The organism is Kitasatospora sp. NPDC032757 (assembly GCF_055579305.1).
In genome coordinates, this window is the sequence record NZ_JBVINN010000014.1 from 49,596 (window position 1) to 71,493 (window position 21,898).

Genomic DNA, 21,898 nt, shown 5'->3' on the forward strand with positions numbered 1-21,898 from the left:
GCTGTGAGCATTCGCCTGTACGACACCAGCACCCGCCAGGTACGCGACTTCGTCCCGCTTGTACCGGGTTGTGTCTCGATCTACCTGTGCGGCGCTACCGTCCAGTCGGCGCCTCACATCGGGCACATCCGGTCCGGCCTCAACTTCGACATCATGCAGCGGTGGTTCGCCTACCGCGGCTACCAGGTGACCTTCGCCCGGAACGTCACCGACATCGACGACAAGGTGATCGCCAAGGAGCGCCAGCTCGGCACCCCGTGGTGGCAGATCGCCTACGAGAACGAGCGCGCCTTCAACGACGGCTACTCGGCCCTGGGCTGCCTGCCGCCGACCGTCGAGCCGCGGGCGACCGGGCACGTCCCCGAGATGATCGAGATGATGCAGACGCTCATCGCGAAGGGGCACGCCTACGCGGCCGACGGCAACGTCTACTTCGACGTGAAGTCGTACCCCGAGTACCTCGCGCTCTCCAACCAGAAGCTGGCGGACCTCCGCCAGCCCGCGGGCGAGGGCGAGACCGGCAAGCGCGACCCGCGCGACTTCGCGATGTGGAAGGCCACCAAGCCCGGTGAGCCGAGCTGGGACACCCCGTGGGGCCGCGGCCGCCCGGGCTGGCACCTGGAGTGCTCGGCGATGGCCCACAAGTACCTCGGCGCGGCCTTCGACGTGCACGGCGGCGGGCTGGACCTGATCTTCCCGCACCACGAGAACGAGATCGCCCAGTCCAAGGCGTACGGCGACGACTTCGCGAACTTCTGGGTGCACAACGCCTGGGTCACCATGGCCGGTGAGAAGATGAGCAAGTCGCTGGGCAACTCGGTGCTGGTCTCCGAGATGGTCCAGCGCTGGCGGCCGATCGTGCTCCGCTACTACCTGGCCGCCCCGCACTACCGCTCGATGATCGAGTACAGCGAGGAGTCGCTGCGCGAGGCCGAGGCCGGCTTCGGCCGGATCGAGGGCTTCGTCCAGCGGACCGTCGAACGCTGCGGGCCGGTCGACGCGGCGCCCGAGGTGCCGCCGGCCTTCGCCGAGGCGATGGACGACGACCTGGGCGTTCCGCAGGCGCTGGCCATCGTGCACACCGCCGTCCGCCAGGGCAACAGCGCCCTCACCGCGGACGACAAGGAGAACGCGGTGGCGCGTCTGGCCGAGGTCCGTGCGATGCTCGGAGTGTTGGGTCTCGATCCGCTCGACCCGCACTGGGCCGGGGCGGAGCGCGGTGACGACCTGCACGGCGTGGTCGATTCGCTGGTCCGGATGGTGCTGGAGCAGCGGCAGGCGGCCCGGGCCCGCAAGGACTTCGCCACCGCGGACGCCATCCGCGACCAGCTCGGCGTGGCCGGGCTGGCGATCGAGGACACCCCGTCCGGCCCGCGCTGGACGATCAACAGCCAGTAACCCCATCTGACGATCGGGGTGAGGGTGGGCCGTACCGGACCGGTGCGGCCCTCCCGCATGACGTAGCGCATGCCGTCGGCCGGCTCCGGTTTCCACCGGGCGGCCGGGCATGCCGGACAGACAGGAAGTACAGCCATGGCCGGCAACAGTGCACGCAGGAACCGTCGCAACCCCGGATCGAAGAAGGGCGCGAGTGTCGGTACCGGCGGCCACAGCCGGAAGGCGCTCCAGGGCAAGGGCCCGACCCCTCCCGGCGCGGAGCGCAAGGGCCACCCGAAGCAGCGCCAGGCCAACGCCGCGCTGAAGCGCGAGCGGGACGCCAAGGCCCGGGCCGGCATGCGCCGGGCCGGCGCCGGCGGCCGGGGCGGCCGCGGCGGCGCCGGTGCCGCCGAGCTGGTGTTCGGCCGCAACTCGGTGGTCGAGGCCCTGCAGGGCGGTGTTCCGGCCACGGCGCTGTACGTGATGCAGTTCATCGACACCGACGACCGGGTCCGCGACGCCTTCCAGGCCGCCAACGACCGCGGTATCCCGCTGATGGAGGCCCCGCGGCCCCAGCTGGACCAGATGACCGGCGGCATGAACCACCAGGGCCTGGTGCTCCAGGTCCCGCCGTACGAGTACGCGCACCCCGAGGACCTGCTGGCCGACGCCGCCGACGCCGGTGAGGACGCGCTGATCATGGCGCTGGACGGCGTCACCGACTCGCGCAACCTGGGCGCCGTGGTCCGCTCCGCCGCCGCCTTCGGCGCGCACGGCGTTGTCATCCCCGAGCGCCGGGCGGCCGGCATGACCGCCGGTGCCTGGAAGACCTCCTCCGGTGCCGCGGCGCGGCTGCCCGTCGCCCGCGCCACCAACCTGACCCGGGCGCTGGAGGCGTACCAGAAGGCCGGCCTGATGGTGGTCGGTCTGGCCGCCGACGGGGAGGCCGAGGTCGGCGACCTGGAGGCGCTGTCCGGCCCGGTGGTGATCGTCGCGGGCAGCGAGGGCAAGGGCCTGTCCCGGCTCGTCTCGGAGACCTGCGACATCCGGGTGCGGATCCCGATGCCGGGTGCCACCGAGTCGCTGAACGCCGGCGTCGCCGCGGGCATCGTGCTGTACGAGGCCGCGCGCCTGCGCAGCAAGGTCGGCTGAGGCGGGCTATCGGCCCAGCACAGGCGAGGCGCGCGGCGCAGGCGATCTTCCGAATTTTCCGCAGCGCGTCCGCAATCCGGGTGAAAGCGATCGGGCCCGACCGGGCCCGATCGCTTTTCTCATGATCACTTCAAGTGGGCGCCGGATATCCACCTGCGAGAGTGTCCTAACCGGGTGACACCCGGTTAGACGGGTGTGGACACCAGAACACCTCGGCGCCCCCTCCTGGGCGACGGCAGCACCGGGATAGACGCGGGCCCCGGCCTCAACACCGTCAAGGTGCCGTCCGACCCCGCGCGCCTCAGCAGCACCCAGGCGAGCTTCCGGCTCCGGCTCGGCACCCCGGTGGCGCCGCTGATCGAGGCCCCGGCCGGACTGCTGTCCACCGGCGCCGCGTTCGGCGACCCGTACGCCACCCAGGGCCTGATCCGACGTCCGCTGGTCACCCCGCAGGTCGTCGTGCCCGCCTCCGCCGTGCCGGCGTTCGCAGGGGCCGGCGGCGCCGGTGCGCCGCGCCGCAAGGGCCGGGTCACCGCCGTCACCTGGACCGGGCAGGCGCCCCCCGGGGACCTCGCGGCCACCCAGCTGCTGGACGCCGTCCGGCTCACCGGCGTGCCCGCGCCGGCCGGGGGCGGCAGGCGCGGCATGGGCGACGGAGACCCGGCCGACTACGACACCCAGGTGATCCCGCCGTACGCGGGCGCCCGGACCGTCCCGCGCCAGCCACGCGAGGGCGGCGGGGCGGTCACCGAGGCCGGCGTCGGCCCGGTCGGCGTGCCGCAGGGCTGGACGCCCAGCGGCGAGCTGCCCGAGGTCTCGGCCGCGTCCGCCGAGGGCAGGCAGCCCTGGTACCCCGGCCGCCGGGTCGACCTCGGCCTGGTGCTGCTGCCGCTGCGCGCCGTGCTGGGCTCGCTCTCCGTCTACGCCGGGTTCAGCAAGCTCTGCGACCCGGTGTACTTCGACGGCGGCGAGCGCGGCTCGATGATGCGCTGGCTCTCCTCGCTGCACCCGTGGAAGGTCGCCGAGCCGCTGCTGTCCTTCGCGATGGCGCACCCGGTGGGCTCGGGCCTGGTGGTGTCGTTCACCGAGATCGTGGTGGGCGTGCTGACCCTCCTCGGCCTCTGGCAGCGGCTCGCGGCCGGGGCGGCGATGCTGCTCTCCGCCGCGCTGCTCTTCACCGTCAGCTGGCGGTCCGTGCCGGTCTACGACACGCCCGACCTGATCTTCCTGGCGGCCTGGAGCCCGCTGCTGATCGCCGGAGCGCCGTACGCCTCGCTGGACGGGCGGCTCAACCTGGAGGCCTGGCGCCGGTACGGCTCCGGCGCACCGGGGGTGCTGCGCCGCCGCGTGCTGCGGCGTGGCGCCGTGGTCACCACAGTGGTGGTCGGCCTGACCCTGGTGCTCGGGTCGATGCTGGGCGCCGCGGTCCGCACCGGCGGCCGTCCGCACCCCGCGCCGTCCCGGCCGGGCACCGACTACGGCACGCCGGTCTGGCCGAGCGGCGGGCCGTCCGTGGCGCCCGGCGGGCAGGGCCCGTCCACCTCGCCCTCACCCGTCCCCTCCCGGCCCGCCTCGCCGACGCCGAGTGCGTCCGCGCCGCCGACGCCGGCCTCGGCCTCGGCGAAGGCCGCGACGGCCACCCCGAGCGGCAAGGCGCGGTCGACCAAGCCCGAGACCGGCGGTACCGGCTCGACACCGTCGGCGGCGCCGTCGGCCGCCGCGCCGGCCGGCTCGTCCTCCACGCAGCGCACCACACCGGCGCCGGGCGGTTCCGGGACGGCGCCCAAGCCCAGCCAGAGCACCGGCTCCGGCTCGGGCCTGCTGGGCGGGGTGCTGGGCAGCGGGCCGCTGTCCGAGCTGTCCGGCGGCGGCGCCCGCAGTCCGCGACCGGGGTCGCCGACGTCGACCTGACGGACCGTCCGGTCGCTCGGGGGCTCCGGCCCCTCAGTGGGCCGGGGAACGGATCGGCCGGGTGCTCCGTGGGGGAGCACCCGGCCGATTGCCGTGCGGTGGCCGCCCCCGATTCGGGCGGGGGCCGCCCATGGCCGTGCGGTGGCCGCCCTGCGGCCTCCTGAGGGCCCTCGGGGAGAGCGTCTAGCCGGGAGTGCGGCCCGCCCCCGCGGCGAGCTCCTTGGCCGCCTCGGTGAGGTCCTTCGCGGTGTCGATGGCACGCCAGTAGACGCCCTGCGGCAGCTGGTACCCGGCCAGTCGCTTGCCGCGGGCCAGTTGCGGGAACGTGGTGCGCTCGTGGTCGCCGACGTCCGGCAGCAGCTCGGCGAACTCCGGACTGAACACGTACAGCCCGGCGTTGATGAGGAACGGCGAGGGCGGGGCCTCGATGAAGTCCAGCACGTTGCCGAACTGGTCGGTCTCCACCGCACCCCACGGAATCCGCGGCCGGGCCAGCGCGAGGGTCGCGACGGCGCCCCGCTCGTGGTGGAAGGCGGCCATGTCGCGCAGGCTGAACCTGGTCCAGATGTCGCCGTTGGTGGCGTACCAGGGCTCGCCCGGCCGGGGCAGCGCCTTGGCCGCGTACTTCAGACCGCCGCCGCGTCCGAGCGGCTCGGCCTCGACGACGGTGCGGACCCGCAGCGGCAGGTCGGCCTTGTCGAGCCACTCCTCCAGCACGTCGGCCAGGTGCCCGCAGGAGATCACCGCGTCGGTGACGCCCTCGGAGGCGAGCCAGGCCAGCTGGTGCCCCAGGATCGGCGTGCCCGTCCCCGGGATCTCGACCAGCGGCTTCGGGCGGTCGTCCGTGTAGGGCCGCAGCCGGGAGCCCTGGCCGCCGGCCAGGATGACGGCCTGGGTGACGACGGTCTGCTGGGGCGTGGGAGGCTGCGGCGCCTGCGGGGGCGTGGTGTCAGCGGTCATGCCTGCACAATAGGCGCGCGCCGGTGGCGGCCCACAGTGGCAGGGAGGGTCAGCCGGTGATTCCCGAGGCGAACGAGCCGTCACAGACCGGGCGGGCGAAGGAGCGGGCCCGCTGGGCGTCCCCCTGGTACTTGCGCACCGCCGCCTTGCCCAGCTCGGTGGCGAGCGTGCTGCAGTACGGCGTCAGCGCCGGCTGCTCGCGCATCGAGCGCTCCAGCAGGTCCAGCGCGGTGCCCGGGTTGTGCGCGCGCAGCTCGTCCAGCAGGGCGACGCGCAGCGCGTCCTGCGGGTCGAGCCCCTCCGGCGCCTTGCCGGTGGACGCCCGGCCGATGCCGGCGCCGTCCCCGCTGGACGCCGCCACCACCTGCTGGTCCAGGCCCGTCGGCGGAGCCCACGGCACCCTGGTCACGGCGAGGGTGCCCGTGGTCACCAGGACGACGGGCAGAGTGAGGGCGATGGTCTGGCCGATACGGCGAACAAGCTGCTTCACGCTCAGGAGAGTAGCGCCGGGTAGGGGTCGGATCGCCCTCCGTTACACCATCGAGTGACGTGGTGTCCCGGTTTGTCCCTTCACCGTGTTGACGAAGGCCGGTTGACGGCGGAGCCCCGCCGGACCGCGACGGTCCGACGGGGCTCCGTCCTGCGCTGCTCCGCGCCCTACGTCCTCGGGCAGTGGGGCGCCGGGTCGCTCAGTTGCTCAGGCGGGCGCCGGAGCTGGTGGAGAACACGTGGGTCTCGTTGGCGATCGGCACGACGTGGATGGTCTCGCCGCGCGCCGGGATCTGGCGGCCGTGCACGCGGACGACCAGGTCCTTGTCCTCGCCGCCGATCTTGGTGGTGCCGTAGACGAAGCCGTCCGAGCCGAGCTCCTCGACCACGTTGACGGTGACGGCGACGCCCTCGATGCCGCCGCTCGGGACGATCTCGAAGTGCTCCGGGCGGATGCCGACGGTCACGGTCTTGTCGGTGCCGGCGCCGGCGAGGTCCTCGCGGGAGATGTTGACGACCGAGCCGCCGAACTTCACGCCGCCGTCGACCAGCGGCACCTCGACCAGGTTCATCGCGGGCGAGCCGATGAAGCCGGCCACGAAGAGGTTGGCGGGCCGGTCGTACATGTTGCGGGGGGTGTCGACCTGCTGGAGCAGGCCGTCCTTGAGCACCGCGACCCGGTCGCCCATGGTGAGCGCCTCGGTCTGGTCGTGGGTGACGTACACGGTGGTGATGCCCAGGCGGCGCTGGAGGCCGGCGATCTGGGTGCGGGTCGAGACGCGGAGCTTGGCGTCCAGGTTCGACAGCGGCTCGTCCATCAGGAAGACCTGCGGCTCGCGGACGATCGCGCGGCCCATCGCGACACGCTGGCGCTGACCGCCGGAGAGCGCCTTCGGCTTGCGGTCCAGCAGCGCGGTGAGGTCCAGGATCTTCCCGGCCTCCTCGACCTTGGCCCGGATCTCCGTCTTGTTGACGCCCGCGATCTTGAGCGCGAAGCCCATGTTCTCCGCGACGGTCATGTGCGGGTACAGCGCGTAGTTCTGGAACACCATCGCGATGTCCCGGTCCTTCGGCGGCAGGTGCGTCACGTCGCGGTCGCCGATGCGGATCGCGCCGCTGTTGACGTCCTCCAGGCCTGCCAGCATGCGAAGGCTGGTCGACTTGCCGCAGCCCGAGGGGCCGACCAGGACGAGGAACTCCCCGTCCGCGATGTCCAGGTCCAGCGCGTCCACAGAGGGCTTGTCGGCCCCGGGGTAGACACGGGTCGCCTTGTCGTACGTCACAGAAGCCATGGCTGTGCTCTCCTTCACCGGCAGGAACGTGCCGGACGATCCGAGTAAAGGGTGGATGTCGCGCCGCCCGCCCAGTGGTCTGAACCACTGAACACGGCGACTCCAGGCGACGCTACCGGCGCCTTCGCCGCTTGTCAGCCCCCGGCCCACCCGATTTCGGCATCGGTTCCATCACGCCCGCCCACCCCGCCCCGCCCGGGCCCCGCCCGGCCCATCCCCCGGATATGCCACCACCGCCCGACCCCCGCCCGGTAGACTGCCCCCGGTGCCGCCGTGACCATGTCGCGGACGGTCACCATGCCTCCTTAGCTCAGTTGGCCAGAGCACCGCTCTTGTAAAGCGGGGGTCGTCGGTTCGAACCCGACAGGGGGCTCACTGCACCACCCGGAATTGAGGCGGGACTTTGGCCTTCCGGAGGCTTCGTCAGCGGCCTCGGACGAATTGTCCGAGGCCGTTTGCATGGGCGGACGCGGTGGCTCCGCTTGGCCGATCGGGTTGTCGGGGTGACCTGGCAAGATCAATCTGCCATAGGCCACTTAGGAGGATTCCATGCGCGGAGCGCGCTTCATAGCCGGCGCTGTCCTTGTCCTGCCAGCGGCCAGCGGCCTGCCGCTGGCGTCTCCCGCCTTTGCCGACTCCCCGATCCAGCCGAATCTCACGGTTGCCGTGTACCGGCCTGGATACGGAGAGGCCGATCGCCCGTTGAGGGTGACCGCCAGTATTTTCGGAGTGGGGGAGAGCGAATACCCGATCACCAGGAACGTCGTCGAGTTCGGCGACGGCACGGCGCCCGAGACTGCGGGGATCGGGACCTACCGGCATGACTACGCGGTGCCCGGCACCTACACGGTGACCCACACGATCACGGATGACCACGGTCGCACCGCCACCACCTCACGGGCTGTGAGTGTGGGTAGCAGCTATGTGCCGCTCTACTACCCCACGCGGTACCTCGATACTCGTATCGGCAAGGGCGCTCCCGCCAAGGCGGTGGGCCCCGGAGGCGTAGTCAAGCTGCAGGTCACCGAGTCTGCCACCGGCGGAGTCCCGGACAATCGCAAGGTCACCGCGGTTCTGCTCAATCTGACCGCCACCAACGCCACTGAGGGTACCCACATCACGGCGTTTCCCGGTGGCGCGGTGCCGACGGCGTCGAACGTGAACGTAACCCCAGGCCACGACGTCGGCAACGCCGTACTCGTGCCAGTGGCCGCGGACGGCACAGTCTCGTTCTTCAACCACGCTGGGAACGTCGACTTGGTCGTCGACATCCTGGGCTACTACACCACAGAGCCTCTGAGTTGGTCGGTACGCCTGGGCTCTGCGCAGAACAACGTCCGTGCCCTCGACACCCGTAACGGAACCGGCGGCATCAACCGGCCGGTGGGGCCGAATGAGGTCATCACGGTGCCGGTCCGCGGTGACGGGATGCTCCCCAAGGATGCCGAGATCGCGGTTGTCAATCTGACCGTCACCGAGGGTACTGAGAGCAGCTTCATTACGGCCACCCCGAGCGTAGTGCCGCCGCACACGTCCAACCTCAACTTCACCGCCGGACAGACGGTCGCCAACCAGATCACCGCCCCGATCAACGCCGACGGCACGATCACGCTCTACAACCATGTGGGGAACGTCCATGTCGTCGCCGACATCCAGGGTTACTACGCCTCGGCGATCACGACTGCGGACACCAGGGCGGTCCTGACCACCGCACCGACCCGGCTGGCGGACACGCGCGCTTCCCAGCAGAAGCTGGGTGAAGGCGGTCGGCTGACGGTCAAGGTCCGGGGTGCCGCCGGCGTGCCGGACGGTGTCTCGGCCGTGATGGTGAACCTGACGGCGACCAACGCGACGGGGAGCAGCTGGCTGAAGGTCTCCACGCCCGGAAAGCCGTGGGCCGCCGCCTCGAACCTCAACGTCGAACCCGGTGCCACCGTGCCGAACCTCGCCCTGGTCCCGGTGGACTCCGACGGCAACATCGAGGTCTACAACAACGCCGGTTCGACCGACGTGATCGTCGACCTCCAGGGCTTCATCGCCTGAAGCGCTTGATCGCATCGGATCCTGCCCGTGCGATGTGTGACGTGCGCTCCGATTACCGGCCCCGGGTTTTCTGCCCGGGGCCGGTGGCGTTTCTCGGGGCACCTGTGTCGGACCGGAGTTGGCGCAGGGTCCAGGGGGTGGTGGGGGCGAGGGGGCGGGTGAGGGTGGTGAAGAGTTCGGCGGCACGGCGGTAGGAGAGGCGGGCGCGGCCGGTGTGGGGGCAGCGGTCGGCGGCGGGGGTGGTCGCGGGGGCGCGGCGGTCGGTGAGGAAGAGCGGGCCGGTGGTGCGGCCGGCGAGGAGCAGGGGGAGCAGGCGGGCGGTCCCGGCCCGCCAGCGGAGGGGCGGGGCGGACGGGAGGGTGTGGCGGCGGGGGAGGTCGAGGTCGTCGGCGTCGAGGGCGAGGACGGTCTCGATGGCGGCGCCGCTCTCGTGCAGCAGGTGCCAGAGGGCCTGTTCGCGCAGCGGGGCCCGGAGGGTGAAGAGGGTGCGCAGCTGGTCGGCGGTGAGCGGGGCGGGGCCGTCGGCGGTGGCGGGAAGGGGGTGCGGGCGCAGGCCGGTGGTGGGGTCGGTGCGGATCCAGCCGTGGGCGCGCCAGAAGGCCACGGCGGCGCGCAGGGTTGAGAGTTCGCGGTTGAGCGTGCGCGGGTCGGTGTCGGCGGCGCGGTGGGTGGCGCCGGCCCGGAGGCGGGCGGGGGCGTCAGGGTGGTCGAGCAGGGCGAGGGGGAGGACGGGCGGCCGGGCGCGGCGCCGTCCGGGGCCGGTGGGGGCGGGGCGGTCGGCGAGAGCCCAGGCCCAGGTGTCCAGGGCGATCCGGTAGATGCGGCGGGAGGCCGCGCCGAGGCCGGCGGCGGCCAGGTAGCGCTCGACGGCGACTGCGTACTCGACAGGCTGGGGGCTCTCCACCGGAACGGTTCTTCTTTCCGCAGTAAACGACATCTTGAGGAGGGGTTCAAGAATAGCCACTGGCTGCAGTAAACCGCATGCTGATGTGGTGGATTGAGGATATTTACTGCGGCAGGTCCGACCGTCCGAAGAATTGATGCGTAAAGGCTCAACTTTTCCTCCGGAAACCCTTGTTCGCGGCTCTTCGGCGGGGGCAGACTTGCCGCCCATGGCAGTGGATACGGAGCAGGTTCCGTCGCGTCGGCAGCGGTCGGGCGGGCGTCTCGCCGTGCTGGGCGAGCGCGATTTCAGGTGGTTCTTCGTCGGGTACGCGACGTCGTTGTTCGGCTCCTCGATGGCACCGGTGGCGGTCGCCTTCGCGGTGCTCGACGGCGGTGGGGGCGGGACCGACCTGGGGTGGGTGATGGCGGCCCGGATCCTGCCGATCGTGCTGGTGATGCTGGTCGGCGGGGTGGTCGCCGACCGGCTCGGCAGCCGACGGGTGATGCTGGTGGCGGACGTGCTCCGCTGCGGGGTGCAGGGGGTGTTCGCGGCGGCGTTGGCGGCGGGGCACGCGCCGGTCTGGGTGATGGTCGGGCTGGTCGCGCTCTGGGGGCTCGGCGAGGGGGTGTTCCTGCCGGCGCTCGGGGCGCTGGTGCCCGCGCTGGTCTCCCGGAAGGAGCACCTCCCGGACGCCAACACCCTGCTGGGGCTGGCCCGTTCGGTGTCCACGGTGGCCGGTCCGGCGACCGCGGGGGTGGTGGTGGCGGTGTACGGCCCGGCGGCGGTGCTGCTGGCCGACGCGGTGACGTACGCGGTCGGCGCGCTGGCACTGGCCCGGATCGCGGTGGCCGCACCGGCGGAGCCGGGGGAGCCGGAGTCGATGCTGGTGGACCTGCGCGAGGGGTGGTCGGAGTTCCGCTCCCGGCCGTGGCTCTGGATCACCACGGTCCAGATGGCCTTCTTCAACCTGCTGGTCTGGGCGCCCTTCCTGGTGCTCGGCCCGCTGACCGCGCAGCACGCGCTCGGCGGCGCCCGCGGCTGGGGCCTGGTGATGGGCGTGTACGGGGCCGGCGCGGTGCTGGGCGGCCTGCTGATGCTGGGCCGCAGGCCGGCGCGGCCGCTCGCGGTGGCCACGGCGGCGACGTTCGGCTGGGCGCTGCCCTCGGCCGCGCTGGCGGCGGGCCTTCCACTGCTCTGGACGGCGGCGGCGGCGCTGGTGGCCGGGCTCGGTTCTGCGGTCTGCGGGGCGCTGTACGACTCCACGATGCAGCGCTGGGTGCCGGCCGACGTCCTCGCCAGGGTCACCGCGTTCGGCGGACTCGGTGCGTTCGTGCTCGGGCCGCTGGGCCTGGCGGCGGCCGGCCCGCTGGCGGACCGGGCGGGCGCGGCGTCCGTGCTCGGCTTCGGCGCGTTGTGGCAACTGGGCGCGGGTGCAGTGGTGTTGGCGGTTCCAGCGGTGAGCCGGCGGCGATGGGACGAACCGGCGGCGCCCGGCGCGGCGGCCGGGCGTTCCGGCCGGGCGGGCGAGGACCGGCACGCGGGTGCCGCCCCGGGCGACCGCGCGGCACGACCGCCCCGTCACCCGCGGTGAGCGGGCGCGCAGGGCGGCCCGGGCGGTCGTACGGTGGAGGGAGTGCGGGGGCGAACGGAGGAGGTAGGCCATGCCCGGTTCTTCTACCATCAGCCACCACGAGTCGGCGGTCGCCCTGGACCACACGGACGGGAAGCGGCTTGCCACGGTGCTGGAGGAGCTCGCGTATCTGCTGGAGATCCCCGGTCCGAACCGGATCAACGACGCCCAGCTCGGCGCCCTCTGCGAGGGCCGGGCGCCGGACCGGGCCGAGCTGTCGCGTTGGTCGCGCGGGCTCGCCGCGGAGCTGAAGGGGCGGCTCTAGCCGCGGCCGTGCCGGACCGGCCGGAGCCGTACGATGGCGCGCGGGGCGGGTGGTCCTCGCGCGCCTTCCGGGTGCCGGCGTGGCCGGCGGCCGGCCCGGCGGAGGAGGGTGGGGGCCCGTACGTGTCGCAGTCCGAGTCGCAGCCCCGGCAGGCGTCCGGCCCCGGGCCCGGCCCGAGGTCCGGCACCGGCACCGGTGCCGGCAGCCGCTCCGGGCCCGGCCCGATGTCGTGGCTGACCGTGGAGACGCCGCTGCCGAGCGGGCCGATGCACATCGCGGTGACGCCGCTGGGCGTGGCGGCCGCGGGCTACCTGGGTCACGCGGGCGGTGAGCTGCCGCGCTGCACGGACGAGCCGAAGATCGCCGCCGTCACGGACCGGATCGGTGCCTACCTTGCGGGCCGCAGCCGGGAGTTGGGGCTGCCGATCGACTGGAGCCTGAGCGCCGGGCCGCACCGCGCCGTGCTGCAGACGCTCTGGCGCGACGTGCCGTTCGGGCGGACTATCACCTACGGCGAACTGGCCTCCCGCAGCGGGGTGTTCGAGGACGTGTCGGAGCCGGGGCTGGCGGCCCGGACGGTCGGGCAGATGATGGCCGCCAATCCCGTGGCGCTGCTGGTGCCGTGTCACCGGGTGGTGGCGGCGGACGGGATCGGCGGCTTCGGCGGCGGGCGGGTCGGGATCGACGTGAAGCGCTGGCTGCTCACCCTTGAGGGCGTGCTGGAACCGACGCTGGACTGGAACGGGCCGCTGTAGCAGTCCGGTCGGGTCCCGGAGCGCGTCCGCTCGTGCTCAGTGGACCAGCTCCACCGGGGCGAGGCCGCGGGCGAACGGGGCCTGGCGCGGCAGCACCGGCTGGATGCCCGAGACGAGCGTGTAGTCGATGCCTCCGAAGTCCCCGCCGAAGTCTCCGGTGAAGTCCCGGGCGAGGTCTCCGGCCCGGCCGGTGTCGGGCCGCTCGCCGAGCGCCAACTGCACCGCGTTCCACGGCAGGTTGAGGCCGCACAGGCGCAGCTGGTGCAGGCCGCCCGAGGGCCGGGTGTTGACGTCGATGACCACCGGTTCCCCGGCCAGGTGGCGGAACTGCACGTTGGAGAGGAACGCCATCCCGGTGGACTCGACCACCCGGCGGGCGGGTTCCAGGTACCGCCGGGCGGTGGTGAAGCTGCGGCGGCGCCGGTGCTTGCTGCGGCCGACGGCGGCGAGCAGGGTGCCGTCGCGGTCGGCGAGGCAGTCCACCGAGACCTCGGGGCCCTCCAGGTAGGGCATCACCAGCAGGTCGGCGGGACCGCCGGCGCCCCCGGGGGTGACGCCTTCCGGTGTGGCGGCCTCCAGCGCGGCGGCCACCTGGTCGACCTGGACCCGGCTGTCCCAGCCGGCCAGCCGGTGCAGGCCGAAGGGCTCGCGGGTGAGGACCCGGAACCCCTCGCCGCCGGCGCCCGAGGAGGGCTTGAGGCAGGCGGTGAGCCCGGCGGCCTCGATCCGTTCGACGGCGGCGAGCAGGTCGGCGGCGGTGCGGACCTGCCACCAGGGCGGGGTGGGCAGGCCGGCGGCGGCGATCGCCGCGTAGCCGTCCGCCTTGCTGTCGAAGGCCGCGACGGCGGTGGCGGGCGGGCAGACGAGGGCGGTGCCGATCGCCTCGAACTCCTGGTGGTGCAGGGATATCGCGAGCTGGTGGAGGCGGGGCAGGAAGACGTCGACGGAGTGCCGGGTGCAGTAGTCGAGGGCGTAGCCGACGTACGCGTCGGGGGTGAGGTCGCCCGGCTCCAGGGTGGCGTGGTCGGCGGCGGCGAGGACGGGGGAGTCGGGGTCGACGTGGGTGGCGTGGATCTCGACCGGCCGCGGCGCCTCGCGCAGCTGTTCGATGAAGAACACGTTCTCGGCGTAGGTGCGGTTGAGCCAGATACGGACGGGGGCGCTCATGACGGCTCCCAGGGCAGAGGTGAACGAGGGGAGGGCATCCGGTCCGACCACACTCGTCAACTGGCCCCGTGGCCCTTTGAGGTGGCACCTTAGCGGCCCCTCGCACGGGCGCGAACCCGGGGTGGGTGAGGGGCGGGAGCGGCGCCGCGGGCGGCTCCGGGGAGGGAGTGCGGGGCGGCCGCCGGGGCGAGGCATTATTAAATGTTCGAATAATGGTCGAACTGATATCGATCTGGTGATCCAGTCGTCCTATTTGTTCGGTTATTCCGACCACTCGAAAGAGTGATTGCGAAGCCCACCGAATGGCCTCACCATGATTGTTGCAAGGCGACACTTCATCGGGTATTTGAAGGGCTCCCTATGTCGACCGAAACCAACGTCGGTATTCCTGCGCCGGGCGGCGAGCCGCAGGCCCGGCAGCAGCAGAGTCTCGGCACGGCGGGCGCGAGGAACCTCGCGACGACCACCAAGTCCGCGCCGCAGATGCAGGGCATCAGCCCGCGCTGGCTGCTCAGGATGCTTCCGTGGGTCCAGGTGTCCGGCGGCACCTACCGGGTCAACCGTCGCCTGCGCTACTCGGTCGGCCGCGGCCGGGTGAGCTTCGTGAAGACGGGCTCCGAGGTGCGGATCGTCCCGCCGACGCTGCGCGAGGTACCGGTGCTGCGCGGCTTCGAGGACGACGCCGTCCTGGAGGAGCTGGCCGGGCGCTTCGTCCAACGCGAGTTCTCCGCCGGTGACGTGCTGGTCGCGGCCGGGGCCCCGATCGACGAGGTCTTCATCATCGCGCACGGCAAGCTCGACCGGCTGGGATCCGGGAAGTACGGCGAGCAGACGGTGGTCGGCACCCTCGCCGACGGCGACCACCTGGGCGACGAGGCGCTCCGGCAGGACGACGGCGCCTGGCCGTACACGGTGAAGGCCGCCACCGCCGGTACCGTCCTGGCGCTCGCCTGGCCCTCGTTCCAGGAGCTCGCGGACCGCTCCGAGGCGCTCCAGCTCCAGATCATGGACTACCTGGCCGGCTTCGAGCAGGCGCAGAACAAGCACGGCGAGGCGGCGATCGGTCTCTCCGCCGGCCACCACGGCGAGTACGAGCTGCCCGGCGCCTTCGTGGACTACGAGCTGAAGCCGCGCGAGTACGAGCTGAGCGTCGCGCAGACGGTCCTCAAGGTGCACAGCAGGGTCGCCGACCTCTACAACCAGCCGATGAACCAGATCGAGCACCAGCTCCGGCTGACCATCGAGGCGCTGCGCGAGCGCCAGGAGTTCGAGCTGGTCAACAACGAGGAGTTCGGGCTGCTGCAGAACGCCGAGTACGACCAGCGGATCCAGACCCACTCCGGCCCGCCCACCCCGGACGACATGGACGAGCTGCTGAGCCGGCGCCGTTCCACCAAGATGTTCCTCGCCCACCCGCGGGCCATCGCCGCCTTCGGCCGGGAGTGCAACCGCCGCGGCCTCTACCCGGACACCGTCGAGGTCCAGGGCCGGCAGGTCTTCGGCTGGCGCGGGGTGCCGGTCTTCCCGTGCAACAAGATCCCGGTCGTCGGCGGTCACACCAGCTCGATCATCGCGTTGCGCACCGGGGAGGAGAACCAGGGAGTCATCGGGCTGCACCAGACCGGAATTCCGGACGAATACCAGCCGAGCCTCTCCGCCCGGTTCATGGGAATCAGCGAGAAGGCCATCATTTCCTATCTCGTCAGCGCCTATTACTCCGCCGCCATTCTGGTGCCCGACGCGGTGGGCGTCCTGGAAAACGTCGACGTCGCGCACCACCGCGACTGACCGGGGCCGGTCGGACCCGCGCTGCCCGGCCGGGCTCACCCGCACCCCGGCCGGGCGGCGCCCATCGCCACATCAGGGGGAGGAACCCAATGGCAATCTTCACGTTGGAACGCGACCACCGCGAGGGGCACGAGGCGGAGGACGTGCTCGCCCGCGCCCGCGGCCTCGTCGACCCGGTCCTGCGCGCCGCCGTCGACTCGCTGCCCGGCTCGATGCGCAGGGTGGCCGGCTACCACTTCGGCTGGTGGGAGGCGGACGGCACACCCGTGGCCGCGCCCTCCGGCAAGGCCATCAGACCGGCGCTGGTGCTGGCCGCCACCCAGGCACTCGGCGGCACCCCGGCCACGGCCACCGCTGCCGCGGCCGCCGTCGAGCTGGTCCACAACTTCACCCTGCTCCACGACGACGTCATCGACCGTGACGAGACCAGGCGCCACCGTCCCACCGCCTGGCGGGTGTTCGGCACCACCGAGGCCATCCTCGCGGGGGACGCGATGCACTCGCTGGCCCTGCGCCTGCTCGCCGAGGACACCCACCCGGCTGCCCAGGGCTCGATCCGCCGGCTGACCGACTGCGTGGTCGAGCTCTGCGAGGGCCAGCAGATCGACTGCGCCTTCGAGCAGCGCAGTGACGTTTCGCTCACCGAGTGCCTGGCGATGGCGGAGGCCAAGACGGGAGCGCTGCTCGGCGCCGCCTGTGCGATGGGCGCGACGTACGCGGGTGCCTCGGAGGAGGCCGCGCAGGCGATGGACGGCTTCGGCCGCGAGATCGGCCTGGCGTTCCAGCTGATCGACGACCTGATCGGGATCTGGGGCGATCCGGCCGTCACCGGCAAACCCGTCGGGGCGGACTTGGCCGCGCGCAAGAAGTCGCTGCCGGTGGTGGCGGCGCTCGGCTCCGGCACGGCCGACGGGCGCGCCCTGGCCGAGCTGTACGCACTCGAACGTCCGCTCAGCCCGGACGAGTTGAACCGCTGTGCGGCCGCCGTCGAGGGGGCCGGCGGGCGCGGTTGGGCCCAGGGGGAGTCCTGCGAGCGGATGGCCACGGCGCTCGCCCAGCTGGCTACGGCGGTGCCCGAGCCGTCCGCGGCCGACGAACTGCTCGCCCTCGCGGAGCTGGTCACCCGTCGTACCCACTGACCGGACGGCGTGCGGGGGAGTGGGAGGTCGGCGGGCCCGACGCCCCACTCCCGCCCACGCCTGGCCGGCCAGGAGCAGGCGCGCCAGGTGTAGGCGGGCCAGGATTACGCGCGCCAGGGGCAGGCGGGGCCAGGATTACGCGCCCGGCAGGGATCAGGCGAGCGCGGCGAGCAGGCGCTGCTCCTTCGCCGGGACGATCCCTTGCCTGTGCCGGGCGCCCTTGCGCCCCTTGAGGCCGTCCGGGTCCGTGTCCTCGGCCGGCCCGCGCTGCTGGAGCCACGCCCAGGTGTCGCGCGCGGTCTCGGTGAACGGCCGGCAACGCAGCCCGGCCGCCTGTGCCCGGGAGGTGTCGGCGAGCCAGACGCCCGCCATCTCCGGCACGTCCGGCGCCCAGAGCGGGAGTTCCAGCCACGGCAGGACGCTGTCCGGGCCCTCGGCGAGCAGCGGGCCGTCCTCGACCCAGACCAGCTCGGCGGCCGGGCGGCCGTCGGAGGGCTCGCCGACCACCTCCCGGCAGGTGGCGAGGAACTCCCCGAAGGTGACGTTCCCGGTCGGGGCGGTGGTGATGTAGCGCCCGGTGTGCCGGGCGGTCACCACCTCGATGCCGAAGGCGGCGAAGTCACGGACGTCGATCACCTGCATCGCCCGCTCCCGGTCGCCCGGCGCCAGCACCGGGCCGCCGCGGGCCATCCGCTCCAGCCACCAGGGCAGGCGGCCCCCGTTCTCGTACGGGCCTATCAGCAGCCCGCTGTTGAGGATCAGGGTGCGGTCGGCACCGAAGTGCTCCAGCACGGCGCGCTCGCAGCCGGCCTTGAGGGTGTTGCCGGGCGGCTGGTCGGGCGGGGTGTCGGCGGGGCAGGGGTGCAGCGGTGAGTCCTCGTTCACCGCCAGGGCCGGCCAGTCGGAGAAGGCGTGCACGGAGGAGACGAAGGTGTAGTGGTCGGCGTGCCCGCGGAGCAGCCGGGCGGAGATCACGGCCTGGGCGGGCTGCTGCGCGGAGGTGTCGACGACGGCGTCCCAGTGCCGTCCCTCGACCAGCCGTGCCAGGTCGTCGGCGGAGTCGCGCTCGCCCCGGACGGCCTCGACCCCGGCCAGGTCGCTGTGGGAGCGGCCGCGGTTGAAGGTGGTCACCTCGTGGCCCCGGTCGAGGGCAGCGGAGGCGAAGGCCCGCCCGAGGAAGGACGAGCCACCGAGCAGAAGGATCTTCATACCGGTAAGGCTGCCTCCCCTGCTTCATCCGCATGCGCTCGTTCGCTCTCGGCAGAGGGCGCCGGGCCGGCGGCGCCGGGCGGGGGCGGGCAGTGCGGGACGGCGGGCTGGCCACCCCGGACAGGCGGGCCTGCCGGTCGAGGTGCTGATCCAATCGGCTCCGCATAGCATCCCCCGTGTACCTATATGTCTGATTTCTGAGCAATGATCCGGTCTTCTGGGCGATGCTCCGGCACTGGGGAGAGCGACAGCATGGTCAACCCGGCACTCGTGGACCCGGCCACCATCCGTGCGACCGCCGCCGAAGCGTGGGTCCGCGGCTATCCGATCCTGCAGAACTACCGCACCATGTACGCGCAGGCGGTGGACGACGCCGACCCGAGGTACGTCGGCGGCTTCGGCGTCTTCCGGCACTACCCGCAGCCCTTCACCCCGGCCAACACCGACGTCGTCACCCCCAACAACGACACCCCGTACTCCTGGGCCTGGCTCGACCTCCGCGCCGAGCCGTGGGTGATCTCGGTACCCGCCGAGGACCGCTACTACGTGCTCCCGCTGCACGAACTCGACACCGTCTTCGCCGGCTTCGTCGGAGCCCGCGCCACCGGCCAGGAGGCCGGCGACTACCTGGTGGCCGGCCCCGGCTGGCGGGGCGAGGCCCCCGAGGGCATCAACGGCGTCATCCGCACGGCCACCCAGCTGATCGGCGTGCTCGGCCGCACCTACCTCGGCGGCACGTCACCCGGGGCCGTCGAGGAGCTGAAGGCGATCCAGCAGCAGTACCGCCTGCGCCCCTTGCACGAGTACGCGGGCACAGCGGCACCGGCTCCCGTGCCGAACCCGGTCTGGCCGGTCTGGCGCGAGGAGGTGCTGGACACCATCGAGTTCTTCAGCTTCCTCGACTTCCTGCTCGGCTTCTTCCCCGCCCTGCCCGCCGAGGCCGACCTGCGAGGCCGCCTCACCGACCTCGGCATCGACGGCCGCGGCGAGTTCGAGCCCGCCGCGCTGCCGATCGCGGTCCGCGCCGAGATCGAGCGCGGTATCGCCGACGGCCGCGCCGAGCTGGAACGCGCGGCCGAGGAGACCACCGGCTCCACCGGTCTCTTCGGTACCCGCGAGCAGCTCGGCACCGCCTACCTGAAGCAGGCGGTCGGCGCGATGAAGGGCCTGTACGGGCTGCCCGTGCAAGAGGCCTGGTACGGCGGCTGGCTCGCCGACAGCGAGGACAACCGGCCGCCCGACGCCGCCGACCACGACTACGTCGTGCGGTTCGGCCCGGACGGGTTGCCGCCGGCCCGGTTCTTCTGGTCGGCCACCATGTACGCCCTCCCGGAGCGCCAGCTGGTCGACAACATCCTGGACCGCTACTCGATCGGCGACCGCACCCCCGGGCTGGTCCGCGACGCGGACGGTGGCCTCACCCTCTACCTCCAGCACAAGCGCCCCGCCGACGCCCAGCACTCGGCCAACTGGCTGCCCGCGCCGGACGGCCCCTTCACGGTGGTCCTCCGGCTCTACGGCCCGGACGAGTCGGTCCTCGACGGCCGCTGGACGCCCCCGCCCCTGACACCGCGCTGACCACCGCGCCCTCGCGCCACCTCACCCGCACCGGCCTGCCCGGACCGTGCAACCCGCGCCAGCCACCCGTACCGCCCGCACCACCCGTACCCACGCACGCCGGACCCGAGAAGGAATCCCGATGACCGAGCCCGAGCTGGAGGCCCTGGCCGCCGACGCCTACGTCTACGGCTATCCGCTGGTCTCCGACCTCACCATGGTCGAGCGCTTCACCGAGGGCGGCATGGGCATCCTGCCGGCGGCTCCGTTCAACCACGTCAGCCACGCCGCCCGGCTCGCCGGGCCGGACGACCCCTTCGTCTCCGTCAACAACGACACCGTCTACTCGATTGCCCAGCTCGACCTCTCCGAGGGCCCCCAGGTGCTGCACGTGCCGGACACCGACGGGGCGTACTACGTGCTGCAGTTCGTCGACGCGTGGACCGACAACTTCGCCTACGTCGGCCGCCGGGCCACCGGCACCGGCGCGCAGACCTGGCTGATCGTCCCGCCCGGCTGGCACGGCACCCCGACGGACCACGAGCACGTGATCGTCTCGCCGACCACCGTGGCCACCATCGTCGGCCGCTTCGCCTGCACCGGCCCCGACGACCTGCCGCGCGTCGGGGCGCTCCAGGAGGGACTGACGCTCGAATCGCTGGAGCCGGGCGGCCTGGTCGCCGGGCTGCCCGCACCGGACCCGGACGTGCCCGAGCGGCTGTCGTTCTTCGAACGGCTCCGGGTCTGGATGGCGGCCTTCCCGCCGTCCGCGGCGGACGTCGAGTACCAGCAGCGGTTCGCCCCGCTCGGTCTGCTCGACTCGGGGCCCTCGCCGTACCGGGCCGCCGCGCCCGACTGGACCCTCGCCCTGCTCAAGGGCATGGCGGCCGGCCGCGAACGGGTCGAGGACGCCACCCGGCCGCCGGAGGACCACCCGGCGGGTGAATGGCGCACTGCCCTGCACCTGTTCGACTACAACGTCGACTTCCTCGGCCCGGGCACGATCGACGACCAGGAGTGGCGCATCCCCGACCGCCGCGCCGCCTACCTCAGCCGGGCCGCCGCCGCCCGCGCCGGCCTCTGGGGCAACCACGCGTACGAGGCGGTGTACGCGATGACGTACGACGACTCCGACGGCCGCCCGCTGAACGGCGCCCACGCGTACACGCTGCGCTTCGACCAGCCCCCGCCGGCCGACGCCTTCTGGTCCGTCACCATGTACGGCCTGCCCGAGTACTACCTGGTGGCGAACCCGGACGCGCGCTACTCGATCGGCGACCGCACCCCCGGCCTGGTCTACGGCGAGGACGGCTCGCTGACGCTCCGGCTCCAGCACGAGCGGCCCGCCGACCCGGCCGGGGCGGCGAACTGGCTGCCCACCCCGGAGGGCGGGTTCCGCCCGATCATCCGGCTCTACCAGCCGAAGCCGGCCGCCCTGGACGGCACCTACCGGGTACCGCCGATCCGGCGCACCTGAACCGCACGGGTCCGGGCGCCGAGGCCGCGCACCTGAACCGCACGGGTCCGGGCGCCGAGGCCGGGGACCGGCACCGGCCGGCACCGACGGGCAGCCGGCGCACCGACGAAGGGACGCAGGGATGGGCGACGCCGTCGGCCAGATGCTGGCCTCGGCCGTGGGCATCGCGATCAGCCCGATGCCGTTGATCGCGGTGATCCTGATGCTGGCCACCCCTAAGGGGAAGGCCAACGGCCTGGCGTTCACGGCCGGCTGGGTGGTGACGCTGGCGGCGGTGGTCACCGTGGTCGTGTCGGCGGGATCGGGGCTGAGCACCGACTCGTCCAAACCGACCTGGGCGTGGTGGCTGAAGCTGGCACTGGGCGTACTCTTCGTGCTGCTGGGCCTCAAGCAGTGGCAGGGCCGCCCGCGAGAGGGGCACGTCCACGGCCCGCCGAAGTGGATGCAGGCGATCGACCGGATCACCCCGGGCAGGGCGGCCGGGCTGGCCGCCGTCCTGGTGGCGGCCAACCCCAAGAACCTGGTGCTGGCGGTCGGCGGCGCCGTCTCCATCGCGACCAGTACGGCCTCCGGTGGCGGCAAGGCGGTCGCGGCCGCGCTGATGGTGCTGATCGGCTCGCTCTGCACGCTGCTGCCGCTCTCGGTCTACCTGTTCGCCGGGGACCGCTCGGCCCGCGTGCTGGGGGAGTGGAAGGCGTGGATGGCGGCGCACAACGCGGCGATCATGGTGGTGGTCCTGGTCGTCCTCGGTGTGAAGTACATCGGCGACGCGATCTCGGGCCTGACGGCCTAGCGGCCCCG

At 72.8% G+C, this 21,898-nt stretch carries 18 protein-coding genes and 1 tRNA gene; 13 read left to right on the forward strand and 6 right to left on the reverse strand.

Translation table 11 applies throughout. The features are described 5' to 3' along the window. Positions 1-3: 3 nt before the first annotated feature. The 3 genes from cysS to ACZ5WK_RS18050 all read left to right on the forward strand — a co-directional run bounded on the left by cysS (position 4) and on the right by ACZ5WK_RS18050 (position 4,440). A complete protein-coding gene (gene cysS / locus ACZ5WK_RS18040) occupies positions 4-1,398 on the forward strand; it encodes a cysteine--tRNA ligase (RefSeq protein WP_396321940.1) in 1,395 nt (464 codons plus the stop codon). Positions 1,399-1,533: 135 nt separating this feature from the next. Then, positions 1,534-2,529 carry a 23S rRNA (guanosine(2251)-2'-O)-methyltransferase RlmB gene (gene rlmB / locus ACZ5WK_RS18045; protein WP_396321939.1) on the forward strand — a complete coding sequence of 332 codons (996 nt, stop codon included), beginning with the start codon at positions 1,534-1,536 and terminating at the stop codon, positions 2,527-2,529. 195 nt (positions 2,530-2,724) lie between these two features. After that, positions 2,725-4,440, forward strand: coding sequence for a DoxX family membrane protein (locus ACZ5WK_RS18050; protein ID WP_465548391.1), 1,716 nt, complete (start codon positions 2,725-2,727; stop codon positions 4,438-4,440). A gap of 183 nt (positions 4,441-4,623) precedes the next feature. On the opposite strand, the gene ACZ5WK_RS18055 is transcribed toward ACZ5WK_RS18050, so the two are convergent. The 3 genes from ACZ5WK_RS18055 to ACZ5WK_RS18065 all read right to left on the reverse strand — a co-directional run bounded on the left by ACZ5WK_RS18055 (position 4,624) and on the right by ACZ5WK_RS18065 (position 7,181). Then, positions 4,624-5,400, reverse strand: coding sequence for a nucleotidyltransferase family protein (locus tag ACZ5WK_RS18055; RefSeq protein WP_465548392.1), 777 nt, complete (start codon positions 5,398-5,400; stop codon positions 4,624-4,626). Positions 5,401-5,449: 49 nt separating this feature from the next. Further along, on the reverse strand, positions 5,450-5,890 hold the full coding sequence (locus tag ACZ5WK_RS18060; protein ID WP_465548393.1) for a hypothetical protein: 441 nt from the start codon (positions 5,888-5,890) through the stop codon (positions 5,450-5,452). Positions 5,891-6,089: 199 nt separating this feature from the next. Then, positions 6,090-7,181, reverse strand: a complete 1,092-nt coding sequence (locus ACZ5WK_RS18065; protein ID WP_465548394.1) for an ABC transporter ATP-binding protein — start codon at positions 7,179-7,181, stop codon at positions 6,090-6,092. Positions 7,182-7,480: 299 nt separating this feature from the next. Here ACZ5WK_RS18065 and ACZ5WK_RS18070 point away from each other — a divergent pair. Together ACZ5WK_RS18070 and ACZ5WK_RS18075 are read left to right on the forward strand one after the other, a co-directional pair. Then, positions 7,481-7,554, forward strand: a tRNA-Thr gene (locus tag ACZ5WK_RS18070). Between the two features lie 176 nt (positions 7,555-7,730). Beyond that, positions 7,731-9,224, forward strand: coding sequence for a PKD domain-containing protein (locus tag ACZ5WK_RS18075; RefSeq protein WP_465548395.1), 1,494 nt, complete (start codon positions 7,731-7,733; stop codon positions 9,222-9,224). Between the two features lie 52 nt (positions 9,225-9,276). On the opposite strand, the gene ACZ5WK_RS18080 is transcribed toward ACZ5WK_RS18075, so the two are convergent. Then, positions 9,277-10,128 carry a hypothetical protein gene (locus ACZ5WK_RS18080; protein ID WP_465548396.1) on the reverse strand — a complete coding sequence of 284 codons (852 nt, stop codon included), beginning with the start codon at positions 10,126-10,128 and terminating at the stop codon, positions 9,277-9,279. 208 nt (positions 10,129-10,336) lie between these two features. Here ACZ5WK_RS18080 and ACZ5WK_RS18085 point away from each other — a divergent pair, with 208 nt between their 5' ends. The 3 genes from ACZ5WK_RS18085 to ACZ5WK_RS18095 all read left to right on the forward strand — a co-directional run bounded on the left by ACZ5WK_RS18085 (position 10,337) and on the right by ACZ5WK_RS18095 (position 12,760). Next, complete coding sequence (locus ACZ5WK_RS18085; protein ID WP_465548397.1) at positions 10,337-11,701, forward strand: MFS transporter; 1,365 nt, start codon at positions 10,337-10,339, stop codon at positions 11,699-11,701. A gap of 70 nt (positions 11,702-11,771) precedes the next feature. Next, a complete protein-coding gene (locus ACZ5WK_RS18090; RefSeq protein WP_396321913.1) occupies positions 11,772-12,005 on the forward strand; it encodes a hypothetical protein in 234 nt (77 codons plus the stop codon). A 122-nt stretch (positions 12,006-12,127) separates the two neighbouring features. Beyond that, a complete protein-coding gene (locus ACZ5WK_RS18095; RefSeq protein ID WP_465548398.1) occupies positions 12,128-12,760 on the forward strand; it encodes a methylated-DNA--[protein]-cysteine S-methyltransferase in 633 nt (210 codons plus the stop codon). A gap of 36 nt (positions 12,761-12,796) precedes the next feature. Here the strand turns inward: ACZ5WK_RS18095 and ACZ5WK_RS18100 are convergent, their stop codons facing one another. Continuing rightward, the gene (locus tag ACZ5WK_RS18100; RefSeq protein WP_465548399.1) at positions 12,797-13,927 is read right to left on the reverse strand and encodes an ATP-grasp domain-containing protein; all 1,131 of its coding nucleotides are present in this window, start codon (positions 13,925-13,927) and stop codon (positions 12,797-12,799) included. Positions 13,928-14,287: 360 nt separating this feature from the next. Between ACZ5WK_RS18100 and ACZ5WK_RS18105 the strand changes: the two genes are divergently transcribed. Further along, complete coding sequence (locus ACZ5WK_RS18105; protein ID WP_465548400.1) at positions 14,288-15,715, forward strand: family 2B encapsulin nanocompartment shell protein; 1,428 nt, start codon at positions 14,288-14,290, stop codon at positions 15,713-15,715. Positions 15,716-15,804: 89 nt separating this feature from the next. Beyond that, complete coding sequence (locus ACZ5WK_RS18110; protein ID WP_465548401.1) at positions 15,805-16,854, forward strand: family 2 encapsulin nanocompartment cargo protein polyprenyl transferase; 1,050 nt, start codon at positions 15,805-15,807, stop codon at positions 16,852-16,854. Positions 16,855-17,007: 153 nt separating this feature from the next. On the opposite strand, the gene ACZ5WK_RS18115 is transcribed toward ACZ5WK_RS18110, so the two are convergent. After that, a complete protein-coding gene (locus tag ACZ5WK_RS18115; protein ID WP_465548402.1) occupies positions 17,008-18,063 on the reverse strand; it encodes an NAD-dependent epimerase/dehydratase family protein in 1,056 nt (351 codons plus the stop codon). 252 nt (positions 18,064-18,315) lie between these two features. On the opposite strand from ACZ5WK_RS18115, the gene ACZ5WK_RS18120 reads away from it, so the two are divergent. The 3 genes from ACZ5WK_RS18120 (at position 18,316) to ACZ5WK_RS18130 (ending at position 21,890) form a co-directional block, all read left to right on the forward strand. Further along, positions 18,316-19,641, forward strand: a complete 1,326-nt coding sequence (locus ACZ5WK_RS18120; RefSeq protein WP_465548403.1) for a DUF1254 domain-containing protein — start codon at positions 18,316-18,318, stop codon at positions 19,639-19,641. 121 nt (positions 19,642-19,762) lie between these two features. Next, the gene (locus tag ACZ5WK_RS18125; protein ID WP_465548404.1) at positions 19,763-21,097 is read left to right on the forward strand and encodes a DUF1254 domain-containing protein; all 1,335 of its coding nucleotides are present in this window, start codon (positions 19,763-19,765) and stop codon (positions 21,095-21,097) included. A 121-nt stretch (positions 21,098-21,218) separates the two neighbouring features. After that, a complete protein-coding gene (locus ACZ5WK_RS18130; RefSeq protein ID WP_465548405.1) occupies positions 21,219-21,890 on the forward strand; it encodes a GAP family protein in 672 nt (223 codons plus the stop codon). Positions 21,891-21,898 lie beyond the last annotated feature (8 nt).